The organism is Streptomyces sp. NPDC060205, from assembly GCF_042728395.1.
GTDB lineage: Bacteria > Actinomycetota > Actinomycetes > Streptomycetales > Streptomycetaceae > Streptomyces.
In genome coordinates this window covers 1-14,290 of record NZ_JBHWZP010000241.1, presented here as the reverse complement: position 1 = coordinate 14,290, position 14,290 = coordinate 1, and the positions used below count along the sequence as shown (strand labels likewise).

13 protein-coding genes and 1 pseudogene are annotated in these 14,290 nt (G+C 72.6%); 3 read left to right on the top strand and 11 right to left on the bottom strand.

Annotated features, from left to right (window positions below):
• Positions 1-248: 248 nt before the first annotated feature.
• Positions 249-1,238 (bottom strand): ATP-grasp ribosomal peptide maturase, encoded by a 990-nt coding sequence (gene tgmB, locus ACFWGJ_RS31885; protein WP_387331629.1) that lies wholly within the window; start codon positions 1,236-1,238, stop codon positions 249-251.
• A 16-nt stretch (positions 1,239-1,254) separates the two neighbouring features.
• A complete protein-coding gene (gene tgmA / locus ACFWGJ_RS31880) occupies positions 1,255-1,446 on the bottom strand; it encodes a putative ATP-grasp-modified RiPP (protein WP_107016910.1) in 192 nt (63 codons plus the stop codon).
• Between the two features lie 500 nt (positions 1,447-1,946).
• Between tgmA and ACFWGJ_RS31875 the strand changes: the two genes are divergently transcribed.
• Positions 1,947-3,176 carry a serine hydrolase domain-containing protein gene (locus tag ACFWGJ_RS31875; protein ID WP_387331627.1) on the top strand — a complete coding sequence of 410 codons (1,230 nt, stop codon included), beginning with the start codon at positions 1,947-1,949 and terminating at the stop codon, positions 3,174-3,176.
• A 60-nt stretch (positions 3,177-3,236) separates the two neighbouring features.
• On the opposite strand, the gene ACFWGJ_RS31870 is transcribed toward ACFWGJ_RS31875, so the two are convergent.
• The 4 genes from ACFWGJ_RS31870 to ribA form a co-directional block, all read right to left on the bottom strand.
• Entirely contained in the window at positions 3,237-4,442 is a 1,206-nt protein-coding gene (locus tag ACFWGJ_RS31870) for a saccharopine dehydrogenase family protein (RefSeq protein ID WP_387331626.1), read from the bottom strand.
• Positions 4,435-5,526 (bottom strand): saccharopine dehydrogenase, encoded by a 1,092-nt coding sequence (locus tag ACFWGJ_RS31865; RefSeq protein WP_387331624.1) that lies wholly within the window; start codon positions 5,524-5,526, stop codon positions 4,435-4,437. Before ACFWGJ_RS31865 ends, ACFWGJ_RS31870 begins: the two co-directional genes overlap by 8 nt.
• Complete coding sequence (locus ACFWGJ_RS31860; protein WP_387331622.1) at positions 5,523-6,677, bottom strand: NAD(P)/FAD-dependent oxidoreductase; 1,155 nt, start codon at positions 6,675-6,677, stop codon at positions 5,523-5,525. The genes ACFWGJ_RS31865 and ACFWGJ_RS31860 overlap by 4 nt, the downstream gene beginning before the upstream one ends.
• A 108-nt stretch (positions 6,678-6,785) precedes the next feature.
• On the bottom strand, positions 6,786-7,454 hold the full coding sequence (gene ribA / locus ACFWGJ_RS31855) for a GTP cyclohydrolase II (RefSeq protein ID WP_107016903.1): 669 nt from the start codon (positions 7,452-7,454) through the stop codon (positions 6,786-6,788).
• 39 nt (positions 7,455-7,493) lie between these two features.
• On the opposite strand from ribA, the gene ACFWGJ_RS31850 reads away from it, so the two are divergent.
• Positions 7,494-8,312 (top strand): creatininase family protein, encoded by an 819-nt coding sequence (locus ACFWGJ_RS31850; protein ID WP_387331620.1) that lies wholly within the window; start codon positions 7,494-7,496, stop codon positions 8,310-8,312.
• Positions 8,313-8,521: 209 nt separating this feature from the next.
• Here the strand turns inward: ACFWGJ_RS31850 and ACFWGJ_RS31845 are convergent.
• The 5 genes and pseudogenes from ACFWGJ_RS31845 to ACFWGJ_RS31825 all read right to left on the bottom strand — a co-directional run.
• Positions 8,522-9,517, bottom strand: a pseudogene (locus ACFWGJ_RS31845) (lysylphosphatidylglycerol synthase transmembrane domain-containing protein); the annotation flags it as partial.
• Entirely contained in the window at positions 9,517-10,509 is a 993-nt protein-coding gene (locus ACFWGJ_RS31840; protein WP_387331618.1) for a class I SAM-dependent methyltransferase, read from the bottom strand. The gene ACFWGJ_RS31840 and the pseudogene ACFWGJ_RS31845, both read right to left, overlap by 1 nt.
• The gene (locus tag ACFWGJ_RS31835; protein WP_387331631.1) at positions 10,506-11,606 is read right to left on the bottom strand and encodes a glycosyltransferase family 4 protein; all 1,101 of its coding nucleotides are present in this window, start codon (positions 11,604-11,606) and stop codon (positions 10,506-10,508) included. The genes ACFWGJ_RS31840 and ACFWGJ_RS31835 overlap by 4 nt, the downstream gene beginning before the upstream one ends.
• A 23-nt stretch (positions 11,607-11,629) precedes the next feature.
• Positions 11,630-12,028, bottom strand: coding sequence for a 6-carboxytetrahydropterin synthase (locus tag ACFWGJ_RS31830; RefSeq protein ID WP_055513514.1), 399 nt, complete (start codon positions 12,026-12,028; stop codon positions 11,630-11,632).
• A 297-nt stretch (positions 12,029-12,325) separates the two neighbouring features.
• On the bottom strand, positions 12,326-13,318 hold the full coding sequence (locus ACFWGJ_RS31825) for a zinc-binding alcohol dehydrogenase (RefSeq protein WP_387331616.1): 993 nt from the start codon (positions 13,316-13,318) through the stop codon (positions 12,326-12,328).
• Between the two features lie 144 nt (positions 13,319-13,462).
• Here ACFWGJ_RS31825 and ACFWGJ_RS31820 point away from each other — a divergent pair, with 144 nt between their 5' ends.
• Entirely contained in the window at positions 13,463-14,245 is a 783-nt protein-coding gene (locus tag ACFWGJ_RS31820) for a CDP-alcohol phosphatidyltransferase family protein (protein ID WP_387331614.1), read from the top strand.
• Positions 14,246-14,290 lie beyond the last annotated feature (45 nt).

Here is a 14,290-nt window from a genome sequence, read left to right as displayed (position 1 = left end):
CGCGCCCCTCAAAAGCGGGGCTACGCCCCAGCTTTTGCCCGTTCAGGGCCGCGCAGAACTACGCACCCGGCCCTCGCAAGCCCCAAAGGGGCGCGGGGAACGGCGCGGCCAACCCCCACCGGGCCCGCAGCCGAGACCGCTTCCCCAGCCACCCCAAAGGGGCGCGGGGAACTGCGCGAACGGCCCCCACCGGCCCGCAGCCGAACACGCTTCCCCCGCCAGCCGCAGGCGCAGCCGCACGCGCCGGCTCAGTGGCCCTCCATCGCCCACGCCCGCGCACCGTCGGGGCGCGCGCCGGGCGGCGAGGGCGCGGCCAGCCAGCCCGCGACCGCCGCAGCGATCGGCTGGCCGGACTCGATCTGGACGAACCCGAACTGCCCGGACTGGTTGCACTCCAGGAACCACCACATCCCCTCGGCGTCCTCGGCGAAGTCGAACGCTCCGAAGGCCAGCCCGGCCTCCCGGAGGTACGTACGGACCCCGGCCGCGACGGACGACGGCGTGTCCACCGGCCGCCACAGCGCTTCCGAGGCCGCGAACCGGACGTCCACCTCGTCGGGATCGGCGTCCGGCGCGACCGCCTTGCGCGCGGCGAACATCCGCTCGCCAACGCAGGTGAGCCTGATGTCCGCCCGTTTGACCACCCGCCGTTGCAGCAGGGTGGGGCCGAACGCGACGGCCGCGAAGTCTGTGCCGGGTGCGACCCGGCTGGTGGGCACCGCCCGGGGCGGCTCCTGCGGGTGCGCGCCCGACACGGGCTTGACCACGAGATCCGGGAAGCGGTCCGCGAAGTCCCGGGCCGCCTGCGGGAACGTCGTGATCAAAGTGGCGGGTACGGGCAGTCCGCAGCGCTGCGCCAGTGACAGCTGCCAGGGCTTGTGACGGGCCCGGCGGGCCGCGTCGGGGTGGTTCATCCAGCGTGCGTCGGTGGAGCGCAGCATGCCGTAGAGCGCCTGCGCGGACTCCTCGGTCAGCCAGTCGGAGGGCTCGGCGGCACGGGAGGCCGCCGCACCGGGCCGGCGGATCCAGACGGACCGCAGACCGCCCATGCTCACCAGCCTGCCGCCGGCGGACAGATGCCCGCGAAAGGTGCCGCGCACGTACTCCCCGGACAGGGCCACCGGGCCGGGAAGGTCCGCGGGATCGAGGCGGACGACCGGGACGGCGCCCCTGTCGAGCTCCGCCACCACCATGTCCGCGGTCACATCCTGTTCGCACGTCAGGATCAGAACCGTCATCGTCGGGGGTCCGGAATCAGTCGTCGAAGTGGGTCTTTGAGCCCGCTGTGGAAGTCGTGGAGCCCAACTCCCGCAACACGGCGTAGTCATGCGCGGCCAGCCGCCCGTCGGGAAACACATTCAATTGCAGTCTGGAGTCATAGGCATACGGAGCGCTGACCTCCAACTGCTGGGCCGGACGGGCGTAGTTGAGCGCGAACGGTCGCATCGGTTCTCCTTGCTCGGTGCGGATCCGACCAAGCGGATCGTGACGCTCCGGCGTCACGTTACCTGGCGGATCCACAGGGCTTCCACGGAGATATACGAATCGAACTGGAGAATGGTTGCCTCACGCTGCGTAGTCATCGGACGGGTACGGTCCGTGACGTGAGCCGGCCGCGCCGACCGTCCGTGCACACGGCAGCCATTCACCTCTGGAGACGCGGGTCCGAGCGTTACGGATCCGAGGTGGAGCCGCAGTTCAGCGCACTGACGCACACGTTCCTCCACCGCGCGCCCCGCGCGCCGGTGTGGTGTCCCGGGACCGGTGATGCTTGGGCACACCGCTCCACGAGCCCTCGTACGGGTCCGGCCGCGGCCGAGAATTTCATCCGGAGGACACCCCCCACACAGCTACTCTCGTAGCGCTTCCCGATCTCCACGCCTGTTCGCCGACCGCTCGCCCGTATCCCTTTTCCGCCGCTTTCAGACCGTCAACCGGAGGCAGACATGGACCAGTTGCAGCAAGAAGTGGATCCGGCGGAGGTCGGTCTGGACCCGGCGGCCCTGGACCGTCTCGACCGGTTCTTCGCCCGTCGCGTGAACGACGGCCTCCTTCCCGGGTACCTCGTTTCCGTGAGCCGTCACGGACGTGTAGCGCATCTCACGTCGTACGGTCTGCGCGACCGGGAGTCCGGCACCCCCGTCACCGCCGACACGGTGTGGCGGCTCTACTCGATGACCAAGCCGGTGGCCTCCGTCGCCGCGCTGATGCTCCACGACGAGGGCCTGCTCGGCCTCGACGACCCGGTCTCCCGCCATCTGCCGGCCTTCGCGGACCTGCGGGTCTACGAGAGCGGCGCGGGCGACGACCTCAGGACCCGCCCGGCCGACGGCCCGCTCCTGGTCAGGCATCTGCTGACGCACACCGCGGGCCTGACCATCGGCGCCTACCGCACGCATCCCGTGGACGCCCTCTACCGCGCCGCTGGCATCGAGATCCAGGCACCGCAGGAGGCGGATCTCGCCGAGGCGTGCGAGCTGTACGCGCGTCTGCCCCTGCAGTTCGAGCCGGGGACCCAGTGGAACTACTCGGTCGCGACCAATGTGGTCGGCCGTCTCATCGAGGTGGTGACGGGCCGTCCGCTGGACACGTTCCTCGCCGAACGGGTCTTCGCGCCCCTGGGCATGACCGACACAGGCTTCTGGGTCGCCGGAGAGCGGGCCGACCGGCTGGCAGTCCTCTACCAGGAGGACCCGGAGGACAAGGAGGGCGGGATCGTCCCCGTTCCGGGCCCGCCGGTGCACGAGCGTCCGCGGCTGCTCTCGTGCAGCAGCGGCCTGGTGGGAACGGCCGGCGACTACCACCGCTTCATGGAGTTCCTCCGCCGCCGCGGCGAACTCGACGGCGTCCGGCTCCTGTCCCCCGAGACCGTGGACACCATGGCGACGAACCACCTCCCCGCCGACCTGCACGCCTTCGGCAGCAGGCCCATTCACGGGCAGCCGGACAACGCGGGCCTGGGCTTCGGCCTCGGCGTCTCGGTCGTGGTGGACGCAGCCCGCACACCGTCCCCGGAGAGCGAGGGCTCGTACGGCTGGAGCGGCGCGGGCGGCACGACCTTCTGGGTCGACCCCCGCAACGACCTGACCGTCCAGTTCATGACCCAGGTGCGCCCGGCGGGAATGCTGTCCTTCCACGAACTGAAGAGTTTCGTCCACGAGGCCCTGGCGGGCTGAGAGTCCGTGGCGTGGGCGGGCGTCACCCGGGGGCGGCGCCCGCCGTCGTTGCCGACGGGCTCAGTCGCCGACCCTGAGCGTGAAGTGGAGCCCCTCGCCCCGCAGTTCGGTGAGCCATTCCTCCGAGCGCTCCGGTGTCTCCGCCGCGCGGCTCAGGCCCGGTGGCAGGGCGCCCCGCAGGATCGCCCGTACTCCGACCGCGAGCGTTCGCGAGACGCAGCGCGCCATCGCGCTCTCCCGCGCGTCCCCCTCCAGGTCCAGGAGGTAGCGACCCGACCACCTGTGCCCGGATCCGCTCCTCACCTCCAACGTCACCGCGAGGACCACCCGGTCGCGGTCGGCGTCGGTTGTCGGGTAGCGGGCTGCCAGGTCGCGGGCAAGGCCGGCGATCAACCGATCGTCTCCGCCGACAAGTTGGTCGAACACCGGCTGCCACGCCTCCGACCAGCCGTCTAGACGCAACGTGCCGCGGATGAACGTCTGCGGCTTCCAGGCGGGCGGCAGTCCGTACTGTCCGACGAACGGGACGCTGTCGCGGTTCGGGTAGACCTCGAAGGTCTCCCCGTCCACCTCATGGGGCCGGGTGGCCTCCCAAGGGCGCGGGGCCGTCGTCCCGGCGCCGGACTCGATGTAACGGGCGGGCGAGCGCAGGGCGCCCAGGACGCCTGCCGGGGCCCAGCTGAAGCGGTACCTGAAGTCGTTCGGGACGGCGGGGACGCCTCCGCAGTACGAGGTGAGGCTCACCTCGGCCGCGGTGTCCGCGCCGATCTCCGCACGGGCGCGGGCGATGAGGCTGTGCGCGAAGAGGTGGTCGATGCCGGGGTCGAGGCCCGCCTCGGTCAGGACGACCACCCCGGCGGCCGTGGCTGCCGGGACCTGGTCCAGTACCGCGTCGGAGACATAGCTGGAGCAGGCGAAGTGCGCGCGGCCCGCCACGCAGGCGGCGAGCAGTCCCGTGTGCTCGGGGGCGGGCAGCATGGAGACCACCACGTCCCCGGGGGCCAGTTCGGCGGTGAGGGCCGCGAGGGTGTAGGCGCGGGGTGCGGCGCGACCGGTGAGGCCGAGTGCCGCCAGTGCCTGCCCGGCCCGCTCCTCCGTGCGGTGCCACAGCCGTACGCGGTCGGCCGCCTCGCAGAGCGCGGCGAGCCCGCTGCCGGTGGACAGGCCCGCGCCGATCCAGTGGACGGTCCCGGAGGGCGGCACGAGGCCGGACCCGGGTGCGGGGACAGGGACGGGTACGGAGTCGGGTGCGGCCGGCTCAGACATCGTCCGACCCGGCTTCCCGTACGCCGAGTTCGCGGCACGCCTGCGTGAAGCGGTCCAGGCAGCGGCCCCACTCCCCGCCCACCCCGAACTCCAGGAGCAGGGGTGTCAGCGCCGCCGAGAAGTCGGTGCTCGCCTCCTCGGGGAGCAGGGACGGCAGGTTGTCGATGGCGATGAGATCGAGGGCGGGCCGTTCGTGCAGACGCCGCACGGGCTCCGCCCAGTCGGTGACCGTGTCGTAGACCGGCAGGACGTTGTACGGGGAGCCGACGTCGCAGGTCACGTCGCACACCGTGCGCAGCCGGCGGCCGGGGTCGGCCAGGTCCTTGCCGGTGAGGAACGGGGTGGAGGGGCCGGTGGTGAGTACCGTGTTCACCATCAACTCGTGGGCCAGCAGGGCCGGTCGGTCCAGGGCGCGGGTCTCGGGGAGGTCCCAGCAGGTGGGTTCGAGGCCCGCCTCGGCGAGCGCCGCCCGTGCCCCGCGTCCGGAGCGGCCCAGCGCCCCGATCACCAGCGGGGCGAACCGTTCGTCGCCGGCGGCCGGGTGGAGTGCGTCGTCCAGTTCCTTCTTCGACGTGGGCCGCAGTGGAGCCGTCAGCCTGCCTCGGTGGTGCAGGACCGCGAGGGCGGCGCCCACATAGCCCGCCCAGTAGCCGAACGCGGCGAGCCTGCGCCCGTCCCCGTCCACCAGGTACTCCAGGTCGAACAGGGTCCCGCCGCCCGCGGCGAAGCGGCGCAGCAGTACCTCGGCGCCCGGCTGCGCCTTGTACGCGTGCCCGAAGAAGATGTGCCGGTGCCGCAACGCCGCCGCCTCGTCGGGGGACTCCCCCGGCCCTTCGGGTGCGTCCGGCAGTTTCTTGAGGCCGACGATCACCGCGTCGTCCGGCGCCCCCCTCCAGGAGCCCGCCGGGGCGATCCGGCAGCCGGCCGCCTCGTACGCCTCGGCGGGGAAGACCCGCTGCGGGGACTCCTCGACGGTCAGGGTCACGCCTGCCTCGACGAGCCGCCGGGCGTCGGACGGCACGACCGGGGTGCGCCGCTCGGTCGTACGGGTCTCGTGGCGCAGCCACAGGTGCAGCTCGGTCATACGAGGTTGACCTCCGGTCTCGGGGCGTCGGCGGCGAACCGGTCGGCCCGCAGCGGGGTGACGTCGACGAACGGATCCTGCCCCAGGTAGAGATCGCGGACCACCTCTCCGACGGCGGGTCCCTGGAGGAAGCCGTGCCCGGAGAACCCGGTCGCGTACAGGAAGCGGGAGACGTGGGCGGCCTCGCCGATCAGGGCGTTGTGGTCCGGGGTGATCTCGTACAGGCCCGCCCAGCCGCCCGTCCTGCGCACGTCGAGCAGGGTGGGGGCGCGGCGCTCCATGGCCTCGTAGAGGCGGGGGATCCAGCGGTCGTGCGTCTCGGTGGCGAAGCCGGGTCGCTCGTCGGGGTCGGACATGCCGACGAGGAGGCCGGGGCCCTCGGTGTGGAAGTACAGGCTGCTGGTGAAGTCGATGGTCATGGGGAGGCCGGGCGGGAGGTCCGGGATCGGCTCGGTGACGGCTATCTGGCGGCGCAGGGGCTCCACCGGCAGGTCCACGCCCGCCATCGCGCCGACGGCCCGGGACCAGGCGCCTGCCGCGCAGACGACGGCGGACGTGGCGATCCGGCCCTGCCGAGTGACGACGGCCGTGATGTCGCCGCCGCGCTTGTCGATGCCGGTGACCTCGCAGTGCCGGACGATCGTCGCGCCGTGGCGGCGGGCGGCGGCCGCGTATCCGTGCACCACCGCCTCCGGTGTGCAGTGGCCGTCGTCGGGGGAGAAGGCGGCGGCCAGCAGTCCGTCGGTGGTGATGAGCGGGGCGAGGCGGCGGGCCTCGGCCGGGTCGGTCATCCGGCTGGGGACGCCGAGAGCGTTCTGCAGCCGGACCCCGGCCTCGAACGCCTCGACCTCCCCGGGCGTCGACAGCAGGAAGAGATAGCCGACGCGGTGCAGTCCGATGTCGTGGCCCGTCTCCTCCTCGAAGCGGCCGAACGCCTCCAGGCTGCGGGCGCCGAGCTGGATGTTGAGCTCGTCGGAGAACTGCGCGCGGACACCTCCCGCGGCGCGCGCCGTGGACCCGGAGGCCAGTTCGTCGCGCTCGACCAGCACCACGTCGGGCACTCCGGCCCGCGCGAGGTGACAGGCGATGCTCGTCCCCATCACCCCGCCGCCGATGACGACGACGTCCGCGCGCGCCGGCACGGCGGTCATGGGCGGACCGTTCCGAGGTCTGAGGTCATCCCCCATCCCTTCCCAAGTCCGCGCCGGTGTCACCACATCCGGCGCGGCGGGCGGACGGTCCGCAGGGGCGGCCGGCGGTCAGACCCGGTGGCCGACCACCGCGTCCAGGTGCGGCAGGTCGTGGTCCAGGCGCTCGCGCTTGGTGCGCAGGTAGGTGATGTTGTCGTCGCAGGGCGGGATCAGCAGGGGCACCTGCGCGTCGACGCGGATGCCGTTGCGGACCAACGCCTCGCGCTTGCGCGGGTTGTTGGACATCAGCCGCACCGAGCGGACACCGAGGTCGTGCAGGATGTCCGCGCCCACGCCGTAGTCACGGGCGTCCACGGGCAGGCCGAGCGCGAGGTTCGCCTCCACCGTGTCGAGGCCCTCCGACTGGAGCTTCATCGCCTGGAGCTTGGCCAGCAGACCGATGCCGCGGCCCTCGTGCCCCCGGAGGTAGATCAGGACCCCGCGGCCCTCCGCGGCGATCTCCCGCAGCGCGGTGGTGAGTTGCGGGCCGCACTCGCAGTGCCGGGACCCGAACGCGTCCCCGGTCAGGCACTCGGAGTGCAGCCGGGTGAGAATTCCCTCACCGCGGGCGCCCCGTATGTCGCCGTACACCAGGGCCACTTGTTCGTCTCCGCGAGTACGGTCCAGGTAGCCGACGGCCTCGAAATCACCGTGCACGGTGGGCAGCGGAGAACTCACGACCCGCTCGACGCCTGCGGACTGGGATTTCCCGGCGAGTACGCCATCTATTTCTGTCATGATTCTGGTTCCTAAGCAGAGACGAAAGGTCGCGAGAACATGGTCAATTCGGGCGGTTCGGAAATACGGCTCACGGAGTCAAGGGCCTTGCCGACGGACACCACGGAGGATGTGCGCGCACGAGGCGCCGGCGCCGGCCGGCAGGTCGCCGTGCTCCCCGTCGGCAGCTTCGAGCAGCACGGCCGGTATCTTCCGCTGGCGACCGACACGCTCGTGGCGTGTGCGATCGCCCGGGAGGTCGCTGCCGCATTCCCCGTTCATCTCCTTCCTCCGGTGACGATCTCCTGCTCCCACGAACACGCGGCCTGGCCGGGAACGGTGAGCATTTCCTCCGTGACACTCCATGCGGTGGTGCGGGACATAGCCGATTCGCTGCGTCGGTCGGGCGTGGACACACTCGTACTGATCAATGGTCATGGCGGCAATTACGTGTTGGGCAATGTCGTTCAGGAATCCTCCGCGGCCGGTGCTCGAATGGCTCTGTTCCCGGCGGTCGAGGACTGGGAAACGGCGCGGGAGGCGGCCGGGGTGGAAACCTCGCTGCTCACCGATATGCATGCGGGGGAAATCGAGACCTCCATTCTGCTGCACACCGATCCCGAATATCTCAGGCCTGGTTACGAGACCTCCGACTTCGTCGCCGACGACCGTCGGCATCTGCTCTCCCTCGGTATGTCGGCCTATACCAAGTCCGGTGTCATCGGCCGCCCTTCGAGGGCGTCCGCCGAGAAGGGGAAGGAACTTCTCGCTTCGCTCGCCGACTCCTTCGGAGCGTACTTCTCGCTACTGACATCCGACTCCGGCGTACCGATGGTGCCGCTCGTACCGCGCGTACCGCCGGCCGTCGATCCGCACTGAGCGTCTCCGTTCCCCTCGGCGCGGGCCGGCGGCCGTTGTCCCGATGACCGCGGTCGCGCGTCCGGGTCCGCGCCGGCCGCCGCGTCGCGGGTCTCGCGCGGGCCGCGCAGTCCCCCGTACCAGCGCCCCACCAGGACGGCGATGCCGGGCAGGCTCGCGGCGAAGCTGAGGACGCCGTAGACGACGGCGACGGTCAGGCCCTGGGTCGCGCCCAGGCCCGCGGCGCCGAACGCCCAGGCGGTGACGCCCTCCCGGGGCCCCCAGCCTCCGACGTTCAGCGGCAGTCCCATGGCGATCAGGGCCAGCAGCGCCAGGGGCACCAGCTCGGCGGCGGGCGCGGCCGATCCGGCCGCCCGGGCCGCGAGCAGGAACATCAGGACGTGTCCCGCGAGGACCACGACGGACGAGAACACCACACCCGGCCAGCTGCCGCGCGCCAGCAGCGCCCCGCGGGCCTCGGTGAGCGCGCCCCGCACGGCCCGGAAGCGGCGGGAGGTACGCGGCGCACGGCCCCTGCCGCGGACGGCGCCGACGGTGACGACCCCGCACACCGAGACGACCGCCAGCAGCGCGACGAGGTGCCGGGTCTCGGACAGGACCGGCGAGGGCTGGGTGAGCAGGACGGCCACGCCGACCGCGGCCAACACGGCCTGTCCCGCGACCCGTTCGAGGACGACCGCGCGCACGCCGCGCCCGACGTCCCCGGCGCTCTGCCCGTGCCGTACCGCCCGGTGCACGTCCCCGAGGACGCCGCCGGGCAGGGCCGCGTTGAGGAACAGCGCGCGGTAGTAGTCGGCGACGGCCGCGCCCAGCGGCAGTTCGAGGCGCATGCCCCGGGCCACCACGCACCAGCGCCAGGCGCTGAACACCGTGGTGAGCAGGCCGATGCCGAGCGCCGCGAGGAGGGTGACCCCGTCGATGCGGCGCAGACCGTCCAGGAAGACTCCGGTGCCGAGACGCCAGGTCAGCACCGTGAGGATGACGACGCCGGCGATGGTGCCGAAGTGGGTGCGCAGGAACCGGACGCCGGAGCGGGCGCCGCCCGTCCGGCCGCCGCGCGGACCCGCGGCGGGTGCGCCGGGGTGCGCGTCGGCGTGGGTCCGCTCCGTCGCCTCGACCGGGTCGCCGGCGTGGACCGCCGCCGACAGCTCCTCGTCCGGGGCGGCCGGTGGCCGCTCCTGGCGCGCCACGGTTCCCGCGCCCATCACACGCCCCCGGCCGGCCGGGCCAGCGCGAGCAGATCGCTGTGGTGGACCACCACGGTCAGCTCCCCCGCCTCGCAGGCCGCGAGACGCTCACGCAGATACGTCTCTGCCCGGGCCGCCAGTTCGGGTCGCTGCTCGACGGCCGCGCCGACCCAGCCGCGCAGCCACTCCGCCGTCAGCGCGGACTCGTCCGGGCCGAGGTGCCAGGCGCTGGGGTGCACCCGTACGGTCGCGCCGTGCCCGGAGAAGGCGTCGCAGGCCGCGCTGACCGCGTCGGGGCCGAGCAGGCTCCCGCGCCGCTGGTGGTCGTTGAACGCGTCGGCGATCTCGGCGTCCAGCGGGTCGGCGGGGGTGAGTTCGACCCGGCCCGCCACCGAGAGGGTGAGGAGGGCGGGGCAGCCGGCTCCGGCGCAGGCCGCGGCCAGTGTCTCGATCTCGTCGGCGTCGAGGACGTCGAGAAGTGCGGAGGCCGTCACCAGCGAGGCCCCGGCCAGGGCGTCGGCGGTCAGCCGGCCGACGTCGCCGCGCTGGGTCTCCACCGTCACCCGGCTGCCGTCGGCGGCCGATCGGGGCGAGCCGACGGCCGCGAAGTGCAGCAGGTACGGGTCCCGGTCGTGCAGCACCCAGTGCTGGGGGCCGTCGAGCCGGGGCGCGAGCCAGCGGCCCATGGAGCCGGTGCCGCAGCCCAGGTCGTGGATGACGAAGCCGCCCGCCCGTCCCGGCAGGTTCGCGAGCCGGATCCGCAGCGGATCGAGCAGTTCGGCCGCCCGGGCCGAGGCGTCGACGCCCTCGCGCAGCTGCAGCCACTCGGGCGCGTAGCGGGTGGTGTCGTCGGTTGCCTCACCGCGGGTGCGGTCGCCCAGCCGAATCGTTCCTGTGTCCCGTACGCGCTCCCCCGCCCCCGGGTCCTCCGCCGGCGCCGCGCTCGTACCGACGCCCGGACTCGTGCTCGTACTGGTACTTGTACTCGTGCTTGTACTGGTGCCGCTCATGCCGCCCCCCTCCTTGCCTCGCTCTTCAGTCGCCCCATGACACCCGACAGACTCCGGGCCGTCGCGGCCCAGCCTCCGAGTGATGCCCGGCGGGCCCGCGCGGCGGCCTTGAGGCGCCGGCGGACATCGGCCTCGCCGAACCAGCCGCGCAGTTCCGCGGCGAGCGCCGCGGGGTTCTCCGGCGGGACGAGCAGCCCGGGCACCCCGCCGTCGGGCGCGCGTCCGACCGCTTCGGGGAGACCGCCGACGTCCGTGGCCAGTACGGGGATCCCGCGGGCCAGCGCCTCGGTGACGGCCATGCCGTACGTCTCGGCGTACGAGGTGAGGACCATCAGGTCGGCGGAGGCGTAGCTGGCGTCGAGTGCGGCACCGGACCTGGGTCCGGCCAGCTCCAGCCGGTCGCCGAGGCCGTGCTGCTCGATCAGGTCCCGCAGCAGGTCCACGTACTCGGGGTCGTGGTCGAGGCCGCCCACGAGGGCGCAGGTCCAGGGCAGGTCGGTGACGGTGGCGAGGGCCTCGATGAGCCGGTGCTGGCCCTTGCGCGGGGTGACCGAGGCGACGCACAGGAGCCGGGAGACGCCGTCCGTGCCGGCGGCGAGCGGTGCGATGTCGGCGCCGGGGGTGGCGACATGGACACGGTCGGGCGCGAGGCCGTGGTGGGCGACGAGCCTGCGGGCCGCCCACTCGCTGGTGGCCACGACGGCCGGCACGGCACGCAGGGTGTGGCGCTCCCGGGCGTCCAGGTCGGCGGCGACCTCGGGCGTGAGCCCGGTCTCGTCGCCGAGCGGCAGGTGGACGAGGACGACCAGCCGCAGCCGTTCGGCCTCCGGGACGATGATCTCGGGGACCGCGCAGGCGACGATCCCGTCGAGCAGGACGACCGTGCCGTCGGCCAGCTCGGCGAGGGTGCGGGCCAGTTCGTCGCGGGCCGCCGCCCCGGGCCGGGGCCAGCTGCCGTCGATGGCGTGCTTGTGCACCTGCCAGCCGAAGCCGGGCAGATCGAGGCTGACGCGGGCGTCGTAGACGTTGCCGCCGCTCGGCATGGTCGTGTCGTTGACTCCGCCGGGCATCACGAAGTGCATGGCGCGCAGGGACATGGGGATGATGTCGGCGTATGAGCTCACAGGGCACGCTCGTAACTCGCCCAGGCGATGTGCGACTCGTGCAGGGTGACCGTGATGCCGGCCAGTCCGCGGGCTCCTTCGCCCAGTGCTCCCTTTTCCACCCGCTCGGCGAGGCGGTCGGCGACGACCTTCGCCAGGAACTCCGTGGAGGTGTTGGTGTCGGCGAACACCGGCTCGTTGTCGAGGTTCCGGTAGTTCATCTCGGCCACCACCTCCCCCAGTTCCCTGGTGGCCAGTCCGATGTCGACGACGATGTTGTCGTCGTCCAGCTCGGCGCGGCGGAACGTGGCGTCCACGAGGAACGTCGCTCCGTGCAGTCGCTGCGCGGGTCCGAAGACCTCTCCGCGGAAGCTGTGGGCGATCATCAGGTGATCGCGGACGGTGATGCTGAACAACGGACGACCCTCCAGGTGCGGTGCGTCTGACCCCTCTGCCGGGGCGTGCCGTGTAGTACGGCCGGTCCGTTCTCCGTGTTCAGAGGGTTCGGGTCGGAGTTTCGGACACGTTCACCGGGACAGGGGTGTCAGTTGGGCGCGTGGTGCGAACTTGATTACCGGCGTTGGGTTTTGGCTACACGGTGTGCGGACGTGACCGCTTGCGAGCGGAGTGGGATGTGGGCCCCGGCTCAGGATGACGCGTACTCGGGCCTGCGTCTGCCTCGGGTCCGCGTCGTCGTACCCGGGTACCCGGGTCTACAGCGTCCTCGGGTCCGCGTCGTAGCGCACGAGGTGGCACATCGCGGTCGTCTCGCCCGTGCTGAGCGCGGCCATGGCCCCGGGCAGGTCCTCGAAGGCGCACTCGCCCGTGATCAGGGTGTCGAACGCGGGATCTGCGAGGAGTTCGAGGGAGAGGGCGAGCCGGTCGGCGTAGGTGCGGCGGGCGCTCCTGGCGGGCGAGACGGAACCGACCTGGCTGCTGCGGACGGTGAGACGGCGGGAGTGGAACGCCTCGCCGAGCGGCAGGGTGACCTTGCGGTCGCCGTACCAGCTCAGTTCGAGGACCGTGCCCTCCGGGGCGAGGAGTTCGAGCGCGCGGGACAGTCCGGCCTCGGTGGCGCTCGCGTGGACCACGAGGTCGCGGTCCCCGGCGGCGTCCTGCGGGAGCGCGAACTCGATGCCCAGGGCCTGTGCGATCTCCGCGCGTGCCGGGTTGGCGTCGATCAACTGGACGCGGGCGGCGGGATACCGGGCGAGCAGCGCGGCGACGCTCGCGCCGACCATGCCCGCGCCGATCACGGAGATCCGGTCGCCGATGAGGGGGGCCGCGTCCCAGAGGGCGTTGACGGCGGTCTCCACCGTGCCGGCCAGCACGGCGCGTGAGGCGGGCACGTTCTCCGGCACGGGGGTGACCGCGCTCGCGGGGACGACGTACCGGCTCTGGTGCGGATAGAGACAGAAGACGGTCCGTCCGAGGAGGTCGGCGGGCCCCTCCTCCACAGTGCCGACGTTCAGGTAGCCGTACTTGACGGGCCCGGGGAAGTCGCCCTCCTGGAAGGGCGCGCGCATGGCGGCGTACTGGCTCTCCGGGACCCCTCCGCGGAAGACGAGCGTCTCCGTGCCGCGGCTCACCCCGGAGAAGAGCGTGCGCACCACGACCTCGCCCTCGGCGGGTTCCGGCAGGTGGGTGTCCCGGAGTTCGCCGCGGCCGGGAGAGCTGAGCCAGAAGGAGCGGGCGGAGCGGTCCATTCGGCATCCTCCTGAGGACTTCATGTGAATCGGCTGAGGGAACGGGCTGAACGATCGGGCGGCGGGCCACGTACCGACCTTTGCGAAGCCGCGCACAAGGTACGCGGCAATGATCGACTCTGTCACCTGGCCGGAGGATGTGCGGTGGCCCTGAACAACACGTACGACGCGAGGCTCTTGCAGCAGGAGACGGCCGTGGGAGCGGGCGTGCAACTGCTGTTGCTGACCGTGCTCGGCACGGCGATCGGCCTGGGCCCCGCGGGCTGGCTCACCGGGCTGGCGTTCGGACTCGCGACCTGGGCGGTGCTCTCACGCGCCCTGCACCGCACGCGGCCCCGCTCCTTCGGAGCCGCCAACCGCGTGACGCTCGGCCGGGCGACCCTGGTCGGCGGGGTGACCGCGCTGGTCGCCGACTCCTTCCAGAGCCCGCCGCCGGTCACGGTCCTGGTGGCGCTCACCGCGATGGCCCTGATCCTCGACGCGGTCGACGGCAAGGTCGCCCGTCGCACCGGTTCCTCCACGGCGCTGGGGGCGCGCTTCGACATGGAGGTCGACGCGTTCCTCATCCTGGTGCTCAGCGTGTACGTCTCCACGACGGTCGGGGCGTGGGCCCTGCTGATCGGCGGCATGCGGTACGCGTTCGTGGCGGCCGCGAGGTTCCTGCCCTGGCTGAACAACGCGCTCCCGCCGAGCACCGCGCGCAAGACGGTGGCCGCGCTGCAGGGGGTGCTGCTGCTCCTCGCGGGCGCGGGCTTCCTCCCGTACGCCCTGACGTTCGGCGTCGTCGCCCTCGCCCTGGCCCTGCTGACCTGGTCGTTCGGCCGGGACATCGGCTGGCTGTGGCGCACGCGGGGCCCTGCCGGGCGCGACATGACTCTGACCGAGCTGGACCTCGTCCGAGAGACGGCGACGGTGGGCGCGCCGTAGCCGCGTAAGGGGCGCGGGGAACGGCGCGCTCAGCCACACACGACC

What these genes read in the sequence shown, in the direction of transcription:
- ribA (WP_107016903.1), bottom strand. Translation starts at nt 7,454, where the DNA reads ATGACAGAAATAGATGGCGTACTCGCCGGGAAATCCCAGTCCGCAGGC.
- ACFWGJ_RS31860 (WP_387331622.1), bottom strand. Translation starts at nt 6,677, where the DNA reads ATGACCGCCGTGCCGGCGCGCGCGGACGTCGTCGTCATCGGCGGCGGG.
- ACFWGJ_RS31865 (WP_387331624.1), bottom strand. Translation starts at nt 5,526, where the DNA reads ATGACCGAGCTGCACCTGTGGCTGCGCCACGAGACCCGTACGACCGAG.
- ACFWGJ_RS31875 (WP_387331627.1), top strand. Translation starts at nt 1,947, where the DNA reads ATGGACCAGTTGCAGCAAGAAGTGGATCCGGCGGAGGTCGGTCTGGAC.
- ACFWGJ_RS31870 (WP_387331626.1), bottom strand. Translation starts at nt 4,442, where the DNA reads ATGTCTGAGCCGGCCGCACCCGACTCCGTACCCGTCCCTGTCCCCGCA.
- ACFWGJ_RS31850 (WP_387331620.1), top strand. Translation starts at nt 7,494, where the DNA reads ATGGTCAATTCGGGCGGTTCGGAAATACGGCTCACGGAGTCAAGGGCC.
- ACFWGJ_RS31835 (WP_387331631.1), bottom strand. Translation starts at nt 11,606, where the DNA reads ATGTCCCTGCGCGCCATGCACTTCGTGATGCCCGGCGGAGTCAACGAC.
- ACFWGJ_RS31825 (WP_387331616.1), bottom strand. Translation starts at nt 13,318, where the DNA reads ATGGACCGCTCCGCCCGCTCCTTCTGGCTCAGCTCTCCCGGCCGCGGC.
- tgmA (WP_107016910.1), bottom strand. Translation starts at nt 1,446, where the DNA reads ATGCGACCGTTCGCGCTCAACTACGCCCGTCCGGCCCAGCAGTTGGAG.
- tgmB (WP_387331629.1), bottom strand. Translation starts at nt 1,238, where the DNA reads ATGACGGTTCTGATCCTGACGTGCGAACAGGATGTGACCGCGGACATG.
- ACFWGJ_RS31840 (WP_387331618.1), bottom strand. Translation starts at nt 10,509, where the DNA reads ATGAGCGGCACCAGTACAAGCACGAGTACAAGTACCAGTACGAGCACG.